Annotated in this window: 14 protein-coding genes; 3 read left to right on the top strand and 11 right to left on the bottom strand. The window is 43.7% G+C overall.

The genetic code is table 11. The annotated features are described in order from the left end of the window. Positions 1–288: 288 nt before the first annotated feature. The 3 genes from G5S32_RS08100 to G5S32_RS08090 all read right to left on the bottom strand — a co-directional run bounded on the left by G5S32_RS08100 (position 289) and on the right by G5S32_RS08090 (position 3,868). Positions 289–525, bottom strand: coding sequence for a hypothetical protein (locus G5S32_RS08100; protein ID WP_165311531.1), 237 nt, complete (start codon positions 523–525; stop codon positions 289–291). A 162-nt stretch (positions 526–687) separates the two neighbouring features. Beyond that, on the bottom strand, positions 688–2,088 hold the full coding sequence (gene asnS / locus G5S32_RS08095; protein WP_165311530.1) for an asparagine--tRNA ligase: 1,401 nt from the start codon (positions 2,086–2,088) through the stop codon (positions 688–690). Between the two features lie 166 nt (positions 2,089–2,254). Continuing rightward, on the bottom strand, positions 2,255–3,868 hold the full coding sequence (locus G5S32_RS08090; RefSeq protein WP_165311529.1) for a methyl-accepting chemotaxis protein: 1,614 nt from the start codon (positions 3,866–3,868) through the stop codon (positions 2,255–2,257). A 291-nt stretch (positions 3,869–4,159) separates the two neighbouring features. Here G5S32_RS08090 and queD point away from each other — a divergent pair, with 291 nt between their 5' ends. Further along, the gene (gene queD / locus G5S32_RS08085) at positions 4,160–4,525 is read left to right on the top strand and encodes a 6-carboxytetrahydropterin synthase QueD (protein WP_165311528.1); all 366 of its coding nucleotides are present in this window, start codon (positions 4,160–4,162) and stop codon (positions 4,523–4,525) included. Between the two features lie 145 nt (positions 4,526–4,670). On the opposite strand, the gene G5S32_RS08080 is transcribed toward queD, so the two are convergent. Beyond that, a complete protein-coding gene (locus G5S32_RS08080; protein WP_165311527.1) occupies positions 4,671–6,995 on the bottom strand; it encodes an FdhF/YdeP family oxidoreductase in 2,325 nt (774 codons plus the stop codon). Positions 6,996–7,512: 517 nt separating this feature from the next. Here G5S32_RS08080 and G5S32_RS08075 point away from each other — a divergent pair. Both G5S32_RS08075 and fdhD read left to right on the top strand, forming a co-directional pair. Continuing rightward, a complete protein-coding gene (locus G5S32_RS08075; RefSeq protein WP_165311526.1) occupies positions 7,513–8,442 on the top strand; it encodes a LysR family global transcriptional regulator AcsS in 930 nt (309 codons plus the stop codon). Positions 8,443–8,446: 4 nt separating this feature from the next. Next, positions 8,447–9,283 (top strand): formate dehydrogenase accessory sulfurtransferase FdhD, encoded by an 837-nt coding sequence (gene fdhD, locus G5S32_RS08070; RefSeq protein ID WP_165311525.1) that lies wholly within the window; start codon positions 8,447–8,449, stop codon positions 9,281–9,283. A gap of 115 nt (positions 9,284–9,398) precedes the next feature. On the opposite strand, the gene G5S32_RS08065 is transcribed toward fdhD, so the two are convergent. The 7 genes from G5S32_RS08065 to pabB form a co-directional block, all read right to left on the bottom strand. After that, a complete protein-coding gene (locus G5S32_RS08065; protein WP_165311524.1) occupies positions 9,399–10,820 on the bottom strand; it encodes an efflux transporter outer membrane subunit in 1,422 nt (473 codons plus the stop codon). A 3-nt stretch (positions 10,821–10,823) separates the two neighbouring features. Next, positions 10,824–12,782 carry a MacB family efflux pump subunit gene (locus G5S32_RS08060; protein WP_165311523.1) on the bottom strand — a complete coding sequence of 653 codons (1,959 nt, stop codon included), beginning with the start codon at positions 12,780–12,782 and terminating at the stop codon, positions 10,824–10,826. Further along, on the bottom strand, positions 12,782–13,963 hold the full coding sequence (locus G5S32_RS08055) for an efflux RND transporter periplasmic adaptor subunit (protein WP_165311522.1): 1,182 nt from the start codon (positions 13,961–13,963) through the stop codon (positions 12,782–12,784). The genes G5S32_RS08060 and G5S32_RS08055 overlap by 1 nt, the downstream gene beginning before the upstream one ends. Positions 13,964–14,134: 171 nt before the next feature. Continuing rightward, positions 14,135–15,496, bottom strand: a complete 1,362-nt coding sequence (locus G5S32_RS08050; RefSeq protein ID WP_165311521.1) for an L-serine ammonia-lyase — start codon at positions 15,494–15,496, stop codon at positions 14,135–14,137. Between the two features lie 87 nt (positions 15,497–15,583). After that, positions 15,584–16,837, bottom strand: a complete 1,254-nt coding sequence (locus G5S32_RS08045) for an aromatic amino acid transport family protein (protein WP_165311520.1) — start codon at positions 16,835–16,837, stop codon at positions 15,584–15,586. A gap of 264 nt (positions 16,838–17,101) precedes the next feature. Next, positions 17,102–17,719 (bottom strand): CoA pyrophosphatase, encoded by a 618-nt coding sequence (locus G5S32_RS08040; protein WP_165311519.1) that lies wholly within the window; start codon positions 17,717–17,719, stop codon positions 17,102–17,104. A gap of 140 nt (positions 17,720–17,859) precedes the next feature. After that, complete coding sequence (gene pabB / locus G5S32_RS08035; RefSeq protein ID WP_165311518.1) at positions 17,860–19,233, bottom strand: aminodeoxychorismate synthase component 1; 1,374 nt, start codon at positions 19,231–19,233, stop codon at positions 17,860–17,862. Between the last annotated feature and the right edge of the window lie 181 nt (positions 19,234–19,414).

Genomic DNA, 19,414 nt, shown 5'->3' with positions numbered 1-19,414 from the left:
GACAACAGTGACAATTAGAAAATTTCAAAATAATTTACCTTGCTTAATGATTAATGCTCAAAGGTCGCTTTTCTCATGAAAAACATATCGACATTTGCAGGAAATGAAGAAGAAAAATGTTACATATTTGTACGGACTGAATTAAATGGAAATCTTGATTAACCAACATTTTCGCACAGAGTGTGCGTACGATTTTGCTGGTTGGCCAGTAGTTTTTGAACCTACTATTATAGTTAAAACCTTCTTTGAAGAAGGTCTTAACTATATATGATGGTTTATGTTGAGCACTCAATCTTGATTATCGTTAAGATGTTTCACTATTGCTTTCATAGCATCTTCTTCTGTTGGTGTTTGCCCTTCGTCTACATCCAATTTTTGTTTAGGGTGTAGCCCCATAGCATCTTCCGCAATATGTAACCAATCTGGATGCCAATAATACGGGTCGGGTGCTTCGGGATGATCCCAACTGTGGACGTTATCTTTAATGCCGTTGTAGTTGAGATCTTCCATTCTAAAGACTTTCATAATGGTCTCCTTTCAACGTTGCCTGCAATCTAGGTACTTATCTTTATAAGTATGGTGAGCAAGATCGGTTTTATCTAGCTTGCGAAAGCAAAGGGTATAAAAAAACCTCCATTAAGGAGGTTTTTAAATAACTTATTGTGATTCTTCGTTAGGAAATGTGGCTTAGAAGTTTGCGCTACGTGGAGTACGTGGGAATGGAATCACGTCACGCACGTTACCCATACCAGTTACGTAAGAAACTAGACGCTCAAAACCTAGACCGAAACCTGCGTGAGGTACGGTGCCGTAACGACGTAGGTCGCGATACCAGCTCATGTGCTCAGGATCGATACCCATCTCAACCATACGTGCATCTAGAATATCTAGACGCTCTTCACGTTGAGAACCACCGATGATTTCACCAATACCCGGTGCTAGTACGTCCATCGCTGCTACTGTCTTACCATCGTCGTTCAGACGCATGTAGAAAGCTTTGATGTCTTTCGGGTAGTTCTTAACGATTACTGGGGCTTTGAAGTGTTCTTCAGCTAGGTAACGCTCATGCTCAGAAGACATGTCGATACCCCATTCAACAGGGAACTCGAACTCACGACCAGAATCTAGCAGGATTTGAATTGCATCAGTGTAATCCACTTGTGCAAAGTCAGATTGTACAAACTGCTCTAGACGAGTAATGGCATCTTTGTCGATACGAGAAGCGAAGAATTCTAGGTCGTCACGACGCTCAGCAAGTACCGCTTTAAATACATACTTCAGCATGTCTTCAGCGAGTTTCGCTACGTCATCGAGTTCTGCAAACGCAACTTCTGGTTCAACCATCCAGAATTCTGCAAGGTGACGGCTAGTGTTTGAGTTCTCAGCACGGAAAGTCGGGCCGAAAGTGTACACTTTGCTTAATGCACAAGCGTATGCTTCTGCGTTTAACTGACCAGATACAGTTAGGAATGTTTCTTTACCGAAGAAGTCTTCGTTGTAATCCACATTACCTTTGTCATCTAGTGGCAGGTTAGCCATATCAAGCGTTGATACACGGAACATTTCACCAGCACCTTCAGCATCTGAAGCAGTGATCAGTGGAGCAGACATCCAGAAGTAGCCTTGCTCATGGTAAAAACGGTGAATTGCTTGAGAAAGAGAGTTACGTACACGAGCAACCGCACCAATGACGTTAGTGCGTGGGCGAAGGTGGGCAACTTCACGAAGGTACTCGATAGAGTGACGAGTTTTCGCCATTGGGTATGTTTCAGCATCCTCTACCCAGCCAACCACTTTTACTGCCGTTGCCGCTAGTTCGAAATCTTGACCAGACGCTGGAGACTCAACAATCTTACCTGTTACTTCAACAGAGCAGCCAGTGGTTAGCTTTAATACTTCGTTTTCGTAATTATTAAGATTATTTGGGACCACGGCCTGAATCGGGTCGAAACAAGAGCCGTCATAAATGGCAAGGAAAGAGATTCCAGCTTTGGAATCACGACGTGTACGGATCCAGCCGCGAACAGTGACTTCACTGTCTACTGCTAGCTTGCCGCCAAGTACGTCTGTTACAGGCGCGTAAGTCATGTTTGATATAGTCTCCATTGAGGTAAACATTCAACCCAATGTCTGATTTTCGTCATTATTGTTGATTAAATAGACGAACCATTGGGTTGGATAGAATTCTTATTAATTCAACGGGACATATTACCTGTCAATTCGATAGCTTCAACCTTTAATCTTATTTTGGTGATTAATTCTTACGCGAAAGAGTAAATTGATTGAGCAAAGACTCCAATTGTTGCGACAATTGCTCCAGATTTAAGCTAATTTCGCGAGTTTTTGTTGCTGAGTGAGAAGTATCTTGTGCATGACGCGCGATCACTTCCACTTTCTGCTGAACATTTTTACTTACATGGGTTGTCGTCTGTGTTTGGAGTTGAATGCTCTCAGTGTGTTCCAACACTTGCTTCATTTCTGCTACCACATTGGTCATCGCTGCAGACAGTTCTTCAACCTCATTGGAACGAGTATGAGCCTGTGTACAAACTCTATCGACCGAAATCATCGACTCTTCGCTCTCTTTTTGGAACTGAGCAATGATTTTTTCAATGTTTCCGGTTGCTTCGGCGGTGCGAGAAGCAAGATTACGTACTTCATCAGCAACGACAGCAAAACCACGACCTTGCTCGCCAGCTCGCGCAGCTTCTATCGCAGCGTTGAGAGCGAGCAGATTGGTTTGTTCGGCAATGCCTTTGATGACTCCTAAAATGGTAGTCACTTCGCCAGTCTGGTTATTCAACTGAGCAATCTTGATTTTCACATCCTCAATATCACCAACCAAGTTTTTGATATCTTCACTGGCGGAGTGCGCTTGTTTGGCACTCGTTTGAGCAACGTCGGTGGTGTGCTTAACTAAAAGAGCAGCGTCTGCTGTCGACAATTCAACTTCATGTTGCTTATTCTGCATCTCGTCAATGTTGTACTGCACATCAGCAGTTTCACTTTGTTGATTGTTGGCGGCTTGATCGGTTACCTGCGCAACATCTGTTAATTGATTGGCAGAAGAGGCTAGGGAATGAGACGTGTTTTGGACTTGTTGCATACTGTCTGACACTGTATCCATGAAAGAGTTTATGGATGTCGCTAATTGCCCCAACTCATCTTTTTTCGAATTATTGAGTCGCGGTGAAAGATCTTTACTGCTGCTTACTTCACTCATAAATAACGTAGTCTTTTGAAGCGGCCGAACAATGAATTGTTTAATCAGTGTGAGAGTAATCAAAAAGCCAACAATGGCTATTACCGCCATAATTCCCACACCTAACCAAGTACGTTGATTAATAAGTCCATTAATATGACTCAAATTGTATTCAAGGCGAATAACACCGAGAACTTCACCTTCCGGAGCCATATGACAAGCGATACAGTTAGTGCCTCGGTAGTTCTCACTCGATTTCATCGGTAACGCGACCACGATACCTTGGCCCCAGCTTGCTTCAATAGGTTCTAAGATGTATTCGCCTTTTAAAGCACGTTTATCGATCTCATCAACAGGAGCTTGGTTTGCCTGACCCGGTCCGTAGAGCTTACTCACTAAGTCCGAACGTAGGACACGAACTTGCTCTATACCATCTTGTGCTAACGCTTTTTGACGCAGAGTCTCTTTTTGCGCCATTGTGCCTGTAAGCATCATCATATTCAGGCTATCGAAATAGTTACTTGCTTTATCATGCAGTTGTTCACCTAGCACTGAGTTGATCAAGTCACGCTGCTGGATGGACTGATAAATGGTAGAACTCGCTAGCACCAGTGTAAAAACGGTGACTAGTGTAAGAAGTAGTTTGGATGTAATCGTTGAGCTCATAATGGTCTTATAGTTATTAAGTGTTTACTTAAATAACTATAGACGTTAGATATTAAAGGGAAAATGTGTGTTTAACTTACTGTGACCATAAACAAAATATGGATTTTGGATTTGTGACACAGAAATTGTGTGCTCAATTTTTTGACGCTTATGCCATATTTTCGACATCTATTTATTGTTTTTTTCAAACTGAAATTGCAGTGAAAATGAGATCGGACGCTTGTTTCCTTCGGTTAGATTACTTACTATTGCGCCTCTTTTTACTAGCCAGATTGATAGACTGATCATTATATGAAGACCGAAATTTACAAAGAGTTCATGTTCGAAGCAGCACACCACTTACCGCATGTGCCAGAAGGGCATAAGTGTGGTCGTCTGCATGGACACTCGTTTTTGGTTCGCTTATATGTCGCTGGCGATGTTGACCCACATACTGGTTGGCTGGTGGATTTTGCTGAAATCAAAGCAGCATTCAAACCTATCTATAACAGACTGGATCACTACTATCTGAATGACATTGAAGGGTTAGAAAACCCAACCAGTGAAGTTCTTGCTAAGTGGATTTGGCAACAGCTAAAACCTTCTTTGCCTTTGCTGAGCAAAGTTGAAATCAAAGAAACCTGTACTGCTGGCTGTATCTATACTGGCGAAGCTTAATCAACTTTTAAGGTTTAGCTGCTTAATCGCTAAAGCTTTAAGCTGATAAAGAAAACCACCTTAACTCTGCATCGTTTAAATTTATATCACTAAACAATGCATGAAGCGTCGGGTGGTTTTTTTGTGTTTGCTAATTCAGATTCTTTTATTCAACTTTTGAACGTTGAATTTCATCTGATGAGGCTTTTTCTAGCTTGATTGCGATGAACTTAGACGTTGGCGTAAAGGTTCTTTCACCATAGCTATCCAAAGGTACAAGCGGATTGGTTTCCGGATAATACGCCGCAGCTTGACCTTTAGGAATATCGTAAGCGACTAAGGTAAAGCCTTGCACTTTACGAGTTACACCGTCTTCCCAAAGCGAAACCATATCGACTTTGTCACCATTCTGGAAACCCAGTTTGGCAATATCTTCCTCGTTTACAAACAGCACTTCGCGCATGCCAAACACGCCTCGATAGCGATCATTCAATCCATATAGAGTAGTGTTGTACTGGTCGTGTGAACGCATGGTTTGCAAAATCAAATCAGGCTTGTTGCCTTGCTCTAACACTGCTTCATTAATCAGCTGTTTTGGCAACGCGCTATCACTAAACTGTGCTTTTCCTGATGTAGTATTCCATCGGCGTTCAGCGGCTGGATTTACCAGATGGAAGCCACCTGGATTACGGAGCTTAAGATTGAAATCGGTAAAACCTGGGATGGTTTCAGAAATTAAATCGCGGACACGTTCGTAATCCTGAATTGCCCAGTTCCAGTCAATTGGGTGACAACCTAAAGTCGCATGCGCAATTCCGGCAATTATGGCTGGCTCTGAACGTAAATGTTCCGAGCGAGGTTTCAATTGACCATAGGAGATATGAACCATACTGAATGTGTCTTCAACCGTGATACCTTGTGGTCCATGATCTTGAACATCAATTTCTGTACGTCCTAAGCAAGGAAGGATAAGGGCATCTTTACCCGTCACTAGGTGAGAGCGGTTGAGTTTCGTTGAGATATGAACGGTCAGATTACAGTTTTTCATTGCAAGGTGAGTACGCTCAGTATCCGGTGTCGCCTGGGCAAAGTTTCCACCTAAACCAATGAACACTTTCGACTGTTGCTCTTCCATTGCTTTGATCGCTTGGATGGTGTTGTGACCAATCTCGCGTGGTACTTTAAAATTGAAGCGACGCTCAATGCTATCTAAAAGGGCAGTTGATGGTTTCTCATCAATACCCATAGTACGGTCACCTTGTACGTTACTGTGCCCACGAACAGGAGAAAGACCTGCTCCGGGCTTACCTACGTTGCCGCGCAACATTTGCACGTTCGCAACTTCTTTAATCGTAGGTACTGAGTGACGATGCTGAGTAAGTCCCATTGCCCAACACATGATCACACGCTCTGAGCGGCGATACATATCGGCAACGGTTTCAATTTCATGTAGCTCTAAGCCAGATTGTTCTGCAATATGTTCCCACGTTGTGGCATCGACTTCTTTCAAATATTCATCAATCCCAATGGTATGGTCATTGATGAAATCTCTATCAAAAACAGCTTTGCCACCGGTTTCTACTGCTTCGCGTTCCCATTGCAGTAGGAATTTAGCGATACCACGAAACACTGCCATGTCACCACCGAGAGCTGGTCTCAAATAGGCTGTATTGGTTGGTTTTGAACCATTACGCAGCATTTCAATTGGAACTTGTGGGTTTTGAAAACGCTCCAAACCACGCTCTTTCAGCGGGTTTAAACAAATGACTTGCGCGCCACGTTTGACCGCTTCACGAAGAGGTTCAAGCATACGTGGGTGGTTGGTTCCCGGGTTCTGACCAATCACAAAGATGGCATCGGCTTTGGCGAAATCATCAAAAATCACCGTACCTTTACCAACACCAATCGTATCTTTCATGCCTATGGCGCTGGCTTCGTGACACATGTTAGAGCAGTCAGGAAAGTTGTTGGTACCGAAAGCGCGAACAAAAAGCTGATATAAAAACGCGGCTTCGTTACTGGCACGTCCCGAAGTATAGAATTCAGCCAGATTTGGAGACTCAAGTTGATTAAGATGTTGAGCGACCAGTTGGTACGCATCGTCCCAACTGATGGGTACATAGTGGTCCGTTGCTGAGTCGTATTTCATTGGATGAGTAATACGACCTTGATACTCAAGCCAGTAGTCGGTTTGTTTCAATAGTGAGGAGACACTGTGGGTGGCGAAAAACTCAGGATCTACAACACGGTTGGTTGCTTCCCAGTTCACTGCTTTCGCGCCATTTTCACAGAAGTTTACTTTGCCACTTTCTGGTGATTCTCCCCATGCACAACCTGGGCAGTCAAAGCCGCCATTCTGGTTAGTTTTAAGCATGGTTCGGATATTTTTAACGGCATTCTCGCTGCCCCACCAGCTTTTCGTGACGGCTTTCAGTGCGCCCCAGCCACCAGCAGGACCATTGTATTGTTTTATTTGTTCTTTTTGACTCACGACTTTACTCCTAACGTACAGGAACGACAGTAAGCAGGAGTACCGGTGAAAACAGGCGCGATATGTGGATAAGGCGGAAGTAGTAAAACGGTTTGTTGTGGTTTTAAAGAATCCTGATTACTGCTTTTTAACTTCTGATTGGATCGGCTGATATGATGCCTTGATCTAAATCAAAGATTATTGCGTTGTAAGATATGCGTCCAATTGATATTACCGACTGAGTGATAAATAAAATCTATGGAACTAGGCGAATTCGAGAAATTACGTGGTGATAAACATAATTTATTGATGTGTCGCTTAATTACTTAAATTTAATTCCAATAATCATCCCATCCCTTATTCTGTCGTCATTTTTTTTAATAGTCACTATCTATCACGCTATAGATAAATTAGATTTGACCGTAGGATTTTAGAGGAATAGTCTTGATTTAGATCAATTATTGCAACAGAAGTTTATTTGCTAAAAATTGACGGCAACGCGCTCAAATCAAAAACACCTTAGGCAAAGCAATCGACAATGGACATCAAACAACTCAAGTATCTAATCGCCTTAGATCAGACCAAACATTTTGGCCAAGCGGCGGCGTTGTGTCATATCACGCAGCCAACATTGTCGATGAGAATTCGGCGTCTTGAGGAAGAGCTTGAGCTTGAATTGATCACCAGAAGCCAACGTTTTGAAGGGTTTACCGAAGCAGGGGACCGAATTCTTGCTTGGGCGAAAACAGTCTTAGCTGCGCATGACGGCTTACAAGCTGAAGCGGCAAACTGCCGTGGTCAGTTAGTGGGCTCATTAAGATTGGGCATGGTTCCTTTAGCGAGTCAAAACCCAATGCAGCTTATTAAACCACTGTCAGAACTCTTTCCTGAATTGCGTTTTCAGATTATGTCTATGGCTTCTGAGCAGATCATAGACCAGCTCAATCGTAACCAACTGGATTTGGGCATGTGTTATATCGATCAGGTCAATACCAGTTATTTTGATGTGATTGAAATGAGTTCAACCGACTTGGGAATACTATATGACAGCCGCTATTTCGACTTCGCAGAACAAGAAGTGATGTGGGAGTCATTAAATAACATCCCGTTGGGCTTGCTATCAAAAGGAATGCACTACCGTCATTCCATCGATTTGAGTTTTGGCAGCAAAGGACTTGTGCCGCAAACTGTCATTGAAAGTAACTCTACTTTTCACCTGATCCAAGCCGTCACTAGTGGGCTTTGCTGCGCAATTATGCCGTTGAATTCTGGTTTAGCAGAGCTCAATGAACAGCTTCGTATTATTCCGATTGAGAAAGCTGTAGTGCATTCACCTTTGGTATTACTCAAACGTAAACAAGAGCCGTCATCGGCACTCGTGGATCAGTGCTTTGCTGAAGCAAAAAGCTTATTTGGTGTTGGTAAAGCGCCATTGGCGAAATCAGCACGCATTCAGGCAGTGAGGTAACGAGATGAGCTGTACCATAAACACAGATACTTTTATCGAGCTGCATGATTTCAACCAAGCACCACCAGCCCCGAATTCACTTCGCTATCGAGAGTTAACCGGCGAAAGTGAAATATTGGATACCCCGTTAGCCAGTGAATCTGCGTTAGCGATCAGTTACAACGGTATTAACCAAGCGGTGATGATGGTTACTCCAGGGCATCTCGAGGATTTCGTGCGAGGATTCAGTCTTAGCGCAGGGATTGTCACCAGTTTTGGTGAAATTAAAGACATTGAGATCGGGGGGCAAGGTGAGTCTCATTTTGCTGAAGTTGAAATCAGTAATCGCGCCTTCTGGAACTTGAAACATCAACGTCGCCATATGGCCGGCACCACTGGCTGTGGTATCTGCGGCGTTGAAGCTTTAGAGCAAGCTTTACCCGATTTGCGTCCACTTGTCCCAACATTGCCACCAAGCTCTTTAGTTTTTAACGGACTGAGAGAGAAAATTTCCCAACATCAACAAGCGGCTAAAATCTCAGGTGCTTTGCACGCGGCGTTATTTGCCAATGCAAAAGGAGAGATAGTGCTTTGCAGAGAAGACATTGGTCGACACAACGCTTTAGACAAGTTGATTGGAGCGATGGCATCCGAGCAGATAAACCCTAAAAGTGGTTTTGCCATTGTGACGAGTCGTTGCAGTTTAGAACTCATTCATAAAGCGGTAAGAGCAGAGATCGCGACATTGGTGTGTTTGTCTGCTCCAACGTCGTTAACGGTGGAGTGGGCAAGGAGAAATCATCTTAACCTGATTCATCTGCCTCACAGTGGTTCTCCAAGGCTGTATAGCCCTACACCTTAACTAAACATTTCTTTAATCCAAACAAAAAGAGAAACGCAACAATGCACGTTTCTCTTTTTATGTTGCCAATCGATCTGTTTGTCGATTAGCGTTCTGTTTGTGAATAGCTGATCTGCTATTGCTCGGTGTTATCAGACTCCTCTAACGGAACCAAATCTTCACCACCAAGGCTTTGATAGATGGTCGTCAGATTGACTAGCTGGTTATAACGGTTTTCCAACAGTGACGCTTTTGCACTTCGCTCATTGTCTTGAGCATCAAGCAAGGTCGTGATATCGATAGCACCATACTTATACTGACTGGCGTAAATGCGAGCCGCTTCTGCTGCGCTGTCATACTGTTTCTGAAGTTTCTCTTCCTGATACTGGTAGTTTTCACGAGCAGATAGGGCATTATCCACATCCTGAAACGCGGTATAGAGCGCTTTGCGGTATGAAATGATCGCAGATTCGTATTTCACTTGCGCGATATCTTGATTGATCTGCATGGTGTTCCAGTTGAGGAACGGCATCGTCAAATCAGCGCCAATTGAACCCAATGGGTCGCTCAGTAAGTTGCGCAGCTGTTCAGATGAGCCACCTAGCGCGCCTGTTAAGGTTAACGTTGGAAAGTAAGCGGCATCGGCAGAATCTTTGGCTGCAAATGTTGCTTTTAGCTCATAGAGTGCTTGTTTGATGTCGGGACGACGGCTCAAAACATCCGCAGGTACACCTGATGCGATTTCTGGCAATGCGCCTTCTGGCAGTGCTTTAATCTCTTTCACCATTTGCTGTGGCGCTTGGTCAAACAAGATAGCGAAAGCGTTTTGTGCCTCTGTTAGCTGCTGCAAGTAATCACGATGTGTTGCTTCCAAAGCTGCAAGCGAACGCTCAGCTTCCAATACATTGAGTCGAGTCACCGAACCATGGCTGAATTGGCTCTGTGCTTGCTTTAAGGTATCCGTTGCATCGGCAATATCACTATTACTGAGTTCAATACGCTGATTCAGATAGCCGATTTGCCAATAGAGTTGCGCCGTAGTTGCAACTAAACTTTGGGCTGTCGCTTCACGTTCTTCTAAGCTCGCAAGCGCTGTCCATTCACTCTCATCTGCGGCAGCTGAAAGTTTGCCCCATAGGTCTACTTCGTAACTGACTGACAGACCAGTTTGATAACTTTCACTTGAAACTCCGCTATCTAAATAGCGTGAGCCATCAGCGGAAACGCTACCTGATAGGTCAGGGTAGAGATCTCTTCCAGCTAAATTGGCTTCTAAACGAGCTTGTTTAAGTGTCAGTGTAGCAATTGCTAAATCGCTGTTGGTCGCAAGAACTTTCTCAACCAATTGGTTGAGCTGATCATCATTAAAACTGGTCCACCAATGACTGATTACTGGTGATGAGTTTTCCGAAGAAGACTGTGCACTCGCCGATTGTTGCGAAGATTGCCAAGTTTGTGGAACTTGCACTTCCGGTTCAGGAAATTCAGAGCGAGTCACGCAACCCGTTGCCAACACCACACATAGTGCAAGAGTATAATATTTGTATCGATGTAACATGGCTTACTCCCTAGATAACGCGTCAATTGGGTTTAACTGGGCGGCATTCTTCGCTGGAAGATAGCCAAACAGTACACCAATGAGGGTGGAGCACAAGAATGCTGAAACGATCGATGTTGTGGAATAAATCATAGTAAAACTACTGCCAAACGCGGCGAATGCGACGCCAATTAAATAAGCCATGCCAATACCAATGGTGCCGCCACACAAACAGACTAACACTGCTTCAATTAAGAACTGGCGAAGAATGTCACCTTGCCTTGCACCAACCGCCATACGAACCCCGATTTCACGGGTACGCTCGGTTACAGAAACCAGCATGATGTTCATAACACCAATACCTCCAACGACTAGAGAAATTACCGCAATAGCTGAGATCAGCAAGGTCATAGTTGCTGTCGTTTTGGTAATGTTTTGCTGAATGGTATCTGTGTTAATCGTAAAGAAATCTTCAGTACCGTGGCGCATTTTTAACAACTGAATAATTGCTTGTTCAGCGGCTTCGCTTGGCGTGTTGTCATCGACACGTACTGATATTCGGTTTAGATAGTTCTGCCCAACCATGCGTGCACTGACCGTGGTGTACGGAACCCAAATATTGAGCGAATCACTATTACCAAATGCACTCTCTTTCGCTTTGGTTGCACCTATGATTCGGACAGGCAGATTACCTGCGAAAATCACTTCACCAATCGGGTTTTGATCAGGAAACAATGATTTGAGGGTATTGTTATCAATCACCGCTTCTTGAGCCATAGAAGACACGCTGGAATCATCCCAATATTGACCATCCGCCAATTCATAGCCGCGCACACGGAAATAATCCGGTCCCACGCCTTGTACTGAAGCTGTCACGGCTTGGTTTCCATATTTCAAAGTCACAGACGTACTCAGTGTTGGTGTTACGCTATCAATAAACTGTAAGTTCTTTAGCGCTTCAGCGTCGGCTGCGGTTAAGGTTCTCACCCTCCCTGAGCGTCGGTCACCAAAACCAGTCCCCGGCATAATGTCAATCGTGTTTGTACCCATTGCTGAGATGTTTTCGAGAATCGATTTCTGCGAACCATTACCCAGAGCGACTACTGAAACAACCGATGCGATACCGATAATGATGCCTAGCATGGTCAGGAAAGTTCTGAGCCTGTGGTTAGACATGGCTACCAACGCCATTTTTAGCGCTTCCCACAAGTTATCGAATAGATTACGACCTTTTTCTAATACATCTGTAGCAGGAGAAGGTTTTACGCTATCGCTGTTCTGTGCAATAAGTTCTTTTTTGATGACGGTGTCACTCAGTATTTCACCATCTTTGATTTCAATGATTCGATCTGCGTGTTGAGCGACTTTCAAATCGTGCGTAACGATGATGATAGTGTGACCAAGCTGATGAAGCTCTTGCAGCAGGATCATCATCTCTTCGCCACTTTTACTATCAAGTGCACCTGTTGGTTCGTCAGCCAGTATCACATCGCCACCATTAACTAATGCGCGAGCAACGGAAACACGCTGCTGCTGACCACCACTTAATTGGTTCGGTTTGTGATCCAGACGGTCAGCAAGACCAAGGCGAGTAAGCAGTTTTTCCGCGCGCTCTTGACGTGCTTTCTTATCACTGCCCGCATAGATTGCGGGGATCTCAACGTTACCAACGGCGGTTAAATCACCAAGCAGATGGTAGCGCTGGAAGATAAAGCCAAAATGTTCACGGCGTAGCTCAGCCAGTTGGTCTGAGTTGAGTTGTGATGTATTTCGACCGTTAATCCAGTAATCGCCGCTGCTTGGTTGATCAAGGCAGCCAAGAATGTTCATCAGTGTTGACTTACCAGAGCCAGACGTTCCGACAATAGCAACCATCTCACCACGTTCAATGGTTAGGTTAACGTCTTTAAGTACTGTTAACTCTTCGTCACCCGCCGCAAAGCTGCGATAGATATGGGATATTTCAAGTAATGGACGAGACATTAAAACATCCTCGGTGGACCCATACGGCTAGAACGCGTACCACCGGCACTGGGTGTTCCAACAATAATTTGATCGCCTTCTTCTAGTCCACTGGTGACTTCAGCAAAGATTTTGTTGTTGATACCAATGGTCACATCACGCATTTCTTGCTGACCATTAACCAATACTGGAACTTGATAACGAGGTGTTCTGCCCGGTTGTTTGAGGATGACTTGAGCTGGTACCAAAAGGGCGTTTTCAGCTTTATTTAATACAATCGATACCTGCGCAGTCATACCGATACGTAGCGTCCTGTCTGGGTTATCCACTTCAAACAGACCGTGGTAATAAATAGCTTCGTCGTTACTAACGGAAAGATCGCTGTCATCACCATCCATAAGTGTTGGACCCGGTTCGATAGCTCTAAGTGTTGCGTGGTATTGGTGGTTTGGTTTACCTAAGATAGTGAAATAAACAGGTAGCCCAGGTTTAACGTTGACGACGTCTGCTTCTGAAATCTGTGCTTTTACTGTCATGCGGTCAAGCTGTGCCAGTTCGATAATGGTTGGGGTAGTTTGGTTAGCGTTAACCGTTTGGCCTTCTTCTACCGCGCTATAAACTACTGTGCCATCCATTGGAGCGTTGATCGTTGTGTAACCAAGGTCAATTTGTGCGCTATCGACACTGATCTTCGCCTGTTCTAGCTCCGCTTTGATTTGCTCAAGTTCTGCTTTGTAAATAGCTAGAGTTGCTTCTGCAGATTCGTAATCGGCTTGTGAGCTCGCTTTATCTGCAAGCATTGATTTTTGACGCGTATATTCTGATTGAGCTTGACGAATTTGCGCTTGCTTAGCGCTGATTTGCGCCTTCAGGCTGCTTAGTGATGCGTTAGCTTCTTTAAGGCTGTTTTGTTGTGTAAGGCTATCAATTTGAGCCACTAATTCGCCTTGTTTGATCTCATCACCGAGCTTTACGCCAAGTTTTTGAATCTGACCAGAAACCTGGGCACCGACGGCAACCAGTTTTGAAGCTTGCAACATACCAGTAGCAAGCACAGTGTTTTCAATATTGCCTTTATGAACGGTTTCTGTAGCGAAACTTGGTGGCGCTTCTTTGGGATAAAAGTAGTAACCAGTGCCACTGATGCTAGCGATGAGGACAAGCACGCCGAAGACTTTTTTAGTTGTGATACGTATAGTCATGTGGATGAAATGATTCCGAATTATGTACAGCAGTAATGAGAACCATTTTTAAGCGAATCGCTTTTTTTAACAAGCGTTCAAAAAGTAAAACTAAGTAAAGTTAAGTCAATAAGGCAAAAAAAAGCCTGATGGATCATCAGGCTCTAGGCAATTATTGAGTAAAATTAACGATTAACAGATTACTTTTACCGCTAAACCACCTTGTGAGGTTTCACGGTATTTTGCGTTCATGTCTTTACCGGTTTCCAGCATAGTTTCAATGACTTTATCAAGTGAAACGCGTGGCGCTGATGAACGGCGCATTGCCATACGGGTAGAGTTGATCGCTTTTACAGCAGCAATACCATTACGTTCAATACATGGTACTTGCACTTGTCCTGCAACAGGGTCACACGTTAGACCTAAGTTGTGTTCCATAGCAATTTCAGCTGCCATACACACTTGCTCTGGGCTACCGCCTAACAGAGCAGCAAGACCACCTGCGGCCATAGAACATGCAACACCCACTTCGCCTTGGCAGCCTACTTCAGCACCAGAGATTGAAGCGTTTTGCTTGTACAAACCACCGATTGCACCAGAAGCGGCAAAGTAACGAGTGTAATCTTTTTCAGTTACTGTCTGGATGAACTTGTCGTAGTAAGCAAGTACAGCAGGGATAATGCCACACGCACCGTTAGTTGGTGCAGTAACTACACGTCCACCCGCTGCGTTTTCTTCATTCACTGCGAATGCGTACATGTTGACCCAGTCGACAACCGCCATTGGATCGTTAGTAATCTTTTCTGATGTCAGAAGTTGTTGACGAAGTGCCGCAGCGCGACGAGGTACACGTAGTGGACCTGGTAAAATACCTTCGGTATTCATACCACGATCCATACATTCCTGCATGGTGCGCCAGATATTCGCGAAATACTCTTTCACTTCAACATCAGTGTGAAGCGCTCTTTCGTTTTCCATCACTAGTGTGCTGATAGAAAGCCCGCTCTCTTTACACTGGTTAACCAGCTCTTCAGCTGTATTAAACGGATAAGGTACAGCAACCTTAGCTTGCTCTTTCTGACCGAAATGCTCTTCATCAACAATGAAGCCGCCGCCGATAGAGTAGTAGGTTTTGCTGTAAACAACGTCATCACCGATCCACGCATGAATTGACATGCCGTTCTCGTGTAATGACAAAAAGCTTCTATGGAATACCATTCCATCTTCACGTGGAAAAGCAACAGTATGATTGTGCGTACCAACAGGAAGACGCTCAGTTTGCTGAACGTTCGCAATAAAACCTGGAATACTGTCGATATCAACATGCTCAGGGGTATTACCCGCAAGACCCATGATGATAGCAATATCTGTATGGTGACCTTTCCCTGTCAGCGATAATGATCCATAAACGTCAACGGTAATTTTAGTGATGTCTTGTAGCTTATCCATTGAGCTTAAGTCATCAATAAATTGTTTACCGGCTTTCATTGGTCCAACTGTATGTGAGCTCGAAGGACCGATGCCAATTTTATAGATATCAAACACACTAATCATAGTGATTACCTCAAACTAAACCTCCTTTAAAAAGGAGGTTTATTACTATTATATTTTTAGTTTAATCGGACTTTACAAAGTTTGGGATTAAAACGCGCCGTAGATTACAGAACTAACGGCTGCAAGACCACAAATAACTGTGAAAATTTGCACTGGAACAGAAGTCTTGTACTTCGCCATAGCAGGAACTTTGTTCATTGCAAATACAGGCATTAAGAATAGGATAGCGGCAATCATTGGTGCGCCCATTGTTTCAATCATTCCAAGGATGCTTGGGTTAACAATAGCAACGATCCAAGTAGTGATAACGATGAACAGTAGAGACGCTTTTTCAATTTTGTTTACTGGTGTTTGTGAACGCGATTTGATCAGACCAACAAGACCTTCATGAGCACCTAGGAAGTGACCGAAGTAGCTTGAAGTGATCGCAGCAAACGCAACCAGAGGACCCATGTATGAGATCAATGGTGACTCATGGATGTTTGCTAGGTAAGAAAGTACCGAAATGTTCTGAGCCTGAGCGTCTGCAAGTTGCTCTGGAGACAGAGAAAGAACCACAGAGAATACAAAGAACATTACAAAACCCATCAGCATCATTGCAGCGCCGCCAGTAACTGCGTCAGTTTTCTGAACGGCATTGTCACCGTGCTTAATTCGTTGCTCTTTAGAGAATTGTGAAATAACAGGGCTGTGGTTGAATGAAAAAACGATGATTGGAATTGCCAACCAAATAACAGAAGGCATTGTAGACCACTCAGGTGTTACTTCTACCATTGAGCTGTTCCATTCTGGAATTAGGTAGAATGAGAGGGCAAACAAAATTGCAACAAGTGGGTAAACCATTGCTGAAGTTGCTTTCAGCATCAGCTCTTTACCAAATACCACACCAGCAGTCATTGCTGCGATCAATAAGCCAGATAGTAACCAGCGTGGCACAGATTCCATGCCAATTTGGTTTACAAGGAATGAGTCTACTGTGTTGGTAATACCAACGCCGTAAATAAGAACGATAGGGTAAATGGCAAAGAAGTAAGCGAAAGTAATAAGGTTTGCGCCAGTTTTCCCGAAATGTTCTTCAACGGTGTCTGTGATGTCTGCTTCTGGGTTTTTAGCTGATAGTACAAAACGAGCCAAACTCTTGTGAGCAAACCAAGTCATTGGAGCCGCAATTAAAGCAAGAATAACTAATGGCCAAAAACCACCCGCACCCGCTTTGATTGGCAAAAATAGTACACCTGCTCCTACAGCTGTACCAAAAAGTGAGAGAGTCCATGCAAAATCTTGATAAGTCCATTTATTAGAAGATTGTTCTGATTTTTCGATAGCAATCGATGTGTTCATTTTTTATATCTCAATTTTTTATGGGAAAATAATTTCGGGTGCAATTCTCTATTTTTGTGTTGCAAAAAAAGTTGATGTAAATCACATCAAGTGTTTAGTGAGTAGGTTGTTTAATAAAAACAGCAGACAGATCACGAAAACTACGTGCTACACATGAGTTCTTTTAGGGTGAAGGATTAGGAAAACTAATTAGAATGAAGGGTTGTACCAATGCTGCATGCTTGTGTTTAATTTATAATCAGTATTTATGTTAATAAGTTTGATTTATTTGTGATGGATATTGATGTGACGTTGCAAAGCCTGAATGATTTGCGCCGTCATTCCCCAAATGAAATGTCGCTGATAGGGGATGGCAAATATTCTATGTGGTTGACTTTTGACCTGAAAAACGCCGGTGTAGAGTTTGTTTTTGTCGAGTAAGTGATCAGCCGGAACTTCGAATACTTCCTCAACTTCATTCGGGTCAATCGTTGCCTGATAGTCCGGATTAATGAAAGCCATAATCGGTGTCACAGAAAACTTACTGATAGTGATTATTTCAGGCAATTGCCCAAAGGTTTCAATATCGGAAGCGGCGATGCCGATTTCTTCTTCTGCTTCTCGGATAGCGGTTCGATAGAGTGTATGGTCGCTCTCTTCGTACTTTCCACCGGGAAAGCTGATTTGACCCGGATGATGTTTAAGGTGCTCCGCTCGTTTGGTTAACACGATGTTTAAACCATGTTCTCGTTGAACAAAGCCAATTAATACTGAAGCTTTACGTAGCGAATCTTTAGGAATCTTGTCAAAACGTCTCGTGGACTCAATATGATAGTCAACGGTTCTATGAAGTTGGAATCGTTGTATCAGTTCCGTTTTAGTGAGCGGTGTTTTGGCTTTCATGCTTATCCAATGGCTTTGATGCTTACCTAGAAGATTTAATGCTTATCTAATAGCTTAATTCCTAGGTATATAAATTTACTGTCGTTAGAAGTAGCCAGATAAGTCGCAACATGGTTGTTCCGACTTATCGTGTGTTCGGCTTATCTTTCTAATATAGGCAAAATTCTGCTCAGTTTGTCCAATGTTTCCTGAAATTCTGATTCACATTGACTGTCAGCCACCACGCCTCCACCAGCCCAAGCGTAGATTTTGTTTTCATGGGCAACAAGCGTACGAATAGTAATGCTGGTATCCATTTGACCATGACGGCTGATATATCCAATAGAACCACAGTAAGCGCTGCGACGGTGAGGTTCGAGCTCTTCAATAATCTCCATAGCTCGTACTTTCGGTGCGCCAGTGATTGAACCACCGGGAAAACCTGCTTTCAATAAATCGCAGGCAGAATATTGGCTGTCTAACTGCGCACGAATAGTGCTCACAAGGTGATGCACTGCAGGGAAGCTTTCAATATCAAACAATTTAGGCACATGAACTGAGCCGGGAGCCGCAACACGACCAATATCGTTACGCAGCAGATCTACAATCATCAGGTTTTCAGCCTGATCCTTTTCAGCATTCGCCAGTTCAGTTGCATAAGCTTCATCTTGAATCTTATCTTCGCTTCTTGGTCGAGTTCCTTTGATTGGCTTGGTTTCTATTTCCGTACCTCTTAGCTGCAAGAAACGTTCAGGGGAAACACTGAGAATCGCGCCTTGTTGTGTGTGGATAAAGGCTGAAAATGGCGCTTGATTGTAGCGCTCAAGCTTTTGATAAGCATGCCATTCAGAGCCTTGATAGTGCGCTTCAAAGCGTTGTGCCAAATTGATTTGGTAGCAATCACCCGATTTTAAATATTCCTGAACCTGAGCAAATTTGTGCGCGTAACTCTCTTGAGTCATGTTGGATTGCCAAGGTGTGGTTAACGCAAATTCTTCATTATTAAGAGATTGTTGACTCTGTACGTTCAACCATTGCTCGGCTTGTTCTAAGTTAATACCGATCCACTGAGCCGTTTTACTATGGTGATCAACCACAATAGCCCACTCATAAAGACCAACCGCCATATCAGGCATATTAATGTCGTGCTGAGCCGTAACAGGGAGTTTTTCAACGCGGCGCCCCAAATCGTAAGCAAAATAGCCGACAGCGCCGCCAACAAATGGAATAGTTTCACTGTAGCCTTGACTTGGAAGGTACTGTGCTTGTAGCTCTGCGATTAAGGCAAAAGGATCTTCCAATGAGGATGTAATGCCTGAAGGCTCACTGACAATCGTTTCTTCACCAAAGGTGGTAAGAGTAACAATTGGGTTGGCCACCAAAATGTCGAAACGGCTATCAATATGTTTCTTTGAAGCAGAGCGTAACAGCATGGCCCAAGGGTGGTTTTCCACTGTCGCAAACAGTTGGTTTGCAATATCCGCATGATAGGTAAGTGCTTTTGACTGAATGCTTTTTTGTTCGTTGTTCTTCATTTTAGTAGATGGTCATTTTGGTAAATTGTGACAAAGAGACTGATCACCGAATGGCGCGTTGAGGAAAGCAAGAGTATCATAAAGCCACTTGATGGGCTCACCAATTCCAACGCAATTTTCGTGATTCAAAGGTGAGCTGTTTAAGCTCAGCTCAAGGAAGCATAAATATAACGAGGCACGC

It is taken from the genome of Vibrio ziniensis (assembly GCF_011064285.1).
Taxonomy (GTDB): domain Bacteria; phylum Pseudomonadota; class Gammaproteobacteria; order Enterobacterales; family Vibrionaceae; genus Vibrio; species Vibrio ziniensis.
The sequence above is the reverse complement of the archived record's forward strand: the minus strand, read 5'-3'. Positions and strand labels throughout refer to the sequence as shown.

Excerpts from the sequence above, each read along its gene's own strand:
- G5S32_RS08100 (WP_165311531.1), bottom strand. The coding sequence starts at position 525 with ATGAAAGTCTTTAGAATGGAAGATCTCAACTACAACGGCATTAAAGAT.
- G5S32_RS08075 (WP_165311526.1), top strand. The coding sequence starts at position 7,513 with ATGGACATCAAACAACTCAAGTATCTAATCGCCTTAGATCAGACCAAA.
- pabB (WP_165311518.1), bottom strand. The coding sequence starts at position 19,233 with ATGAAGAACAACGAACAAAAAAGCATTCAGTCAAAAGCACTTACCTAT.
- fdhD (WP_165311525.1), top strand. The coding sequence starts at position 8,447 with ATGAGCTGTACCATAAACACAGATACTTTTATCGAGCTGCATGATTTC.
- G5S32_RS08065 (WP_165311524.1), bottom strand. The coding sequence starts at position 10,820 with ATGTTACATCGATACAAATATTATACTCTTGCACTATGTGTGGTGTTG.
- G5S32_RS08060 (WP_165311523.1), bottom strand. The coding sequence starts at position 12,782 with ATGTCTCGTCCATTACTTGAAATATCCCATATCTATCGCAGCTTTGCG.
- asnS (WP_165311530.1), bottom strand. The coding sequence starts at position 2,088 with ATGACTTACGCGCCTGTAACAGACGTACTTGGCGGCAAGCTAGCAGTA.
- G5S32_RS08045 (WP_165311520.1), bottom strand. The coding sequence starts at position 16,837 with ATGAACACATCGATTGCTATCGAAAAATCAGAACAATCTTCTAATAAA.
- G5S32_RS08040 (WP_165311519.1), bottom strand. The coding sequence starts at position 17,719 with ATGAAAGCCAAAACACCGCTCACTAAAACGGAACTGATACAACGATTC.
- G5S32_RS08050 (WP_165311521.1), bottom strand. The coding sequence starts at position 15,496 with ATGATTAGTGTGTTTGATATCTATAAAATTGGCATCGGTCCTTCGAGC.
- G5S32_RS08055 (WP_165311522.1), bottom strand. The coding sequence starts at position 13,963 with ATGACTATACGTATCACAACTAAAAAAGTCTTCGGCGTGCTTGTCCTC.
- G5S32_RS08090 (WP_165311529.1), bottom strand. The coding sequence starts at position 3,868 with ATGAGCTCAACGATTACATCCAAACTACTTCTTACACTAGTCACCGTT.
- queD (WP_165311528.1), top strand. The coding sequence starts at position 4,160 with ATGAAGACCGAAATTTACAAAGAGTTCATGTTCGAAGCAGCACACCAC.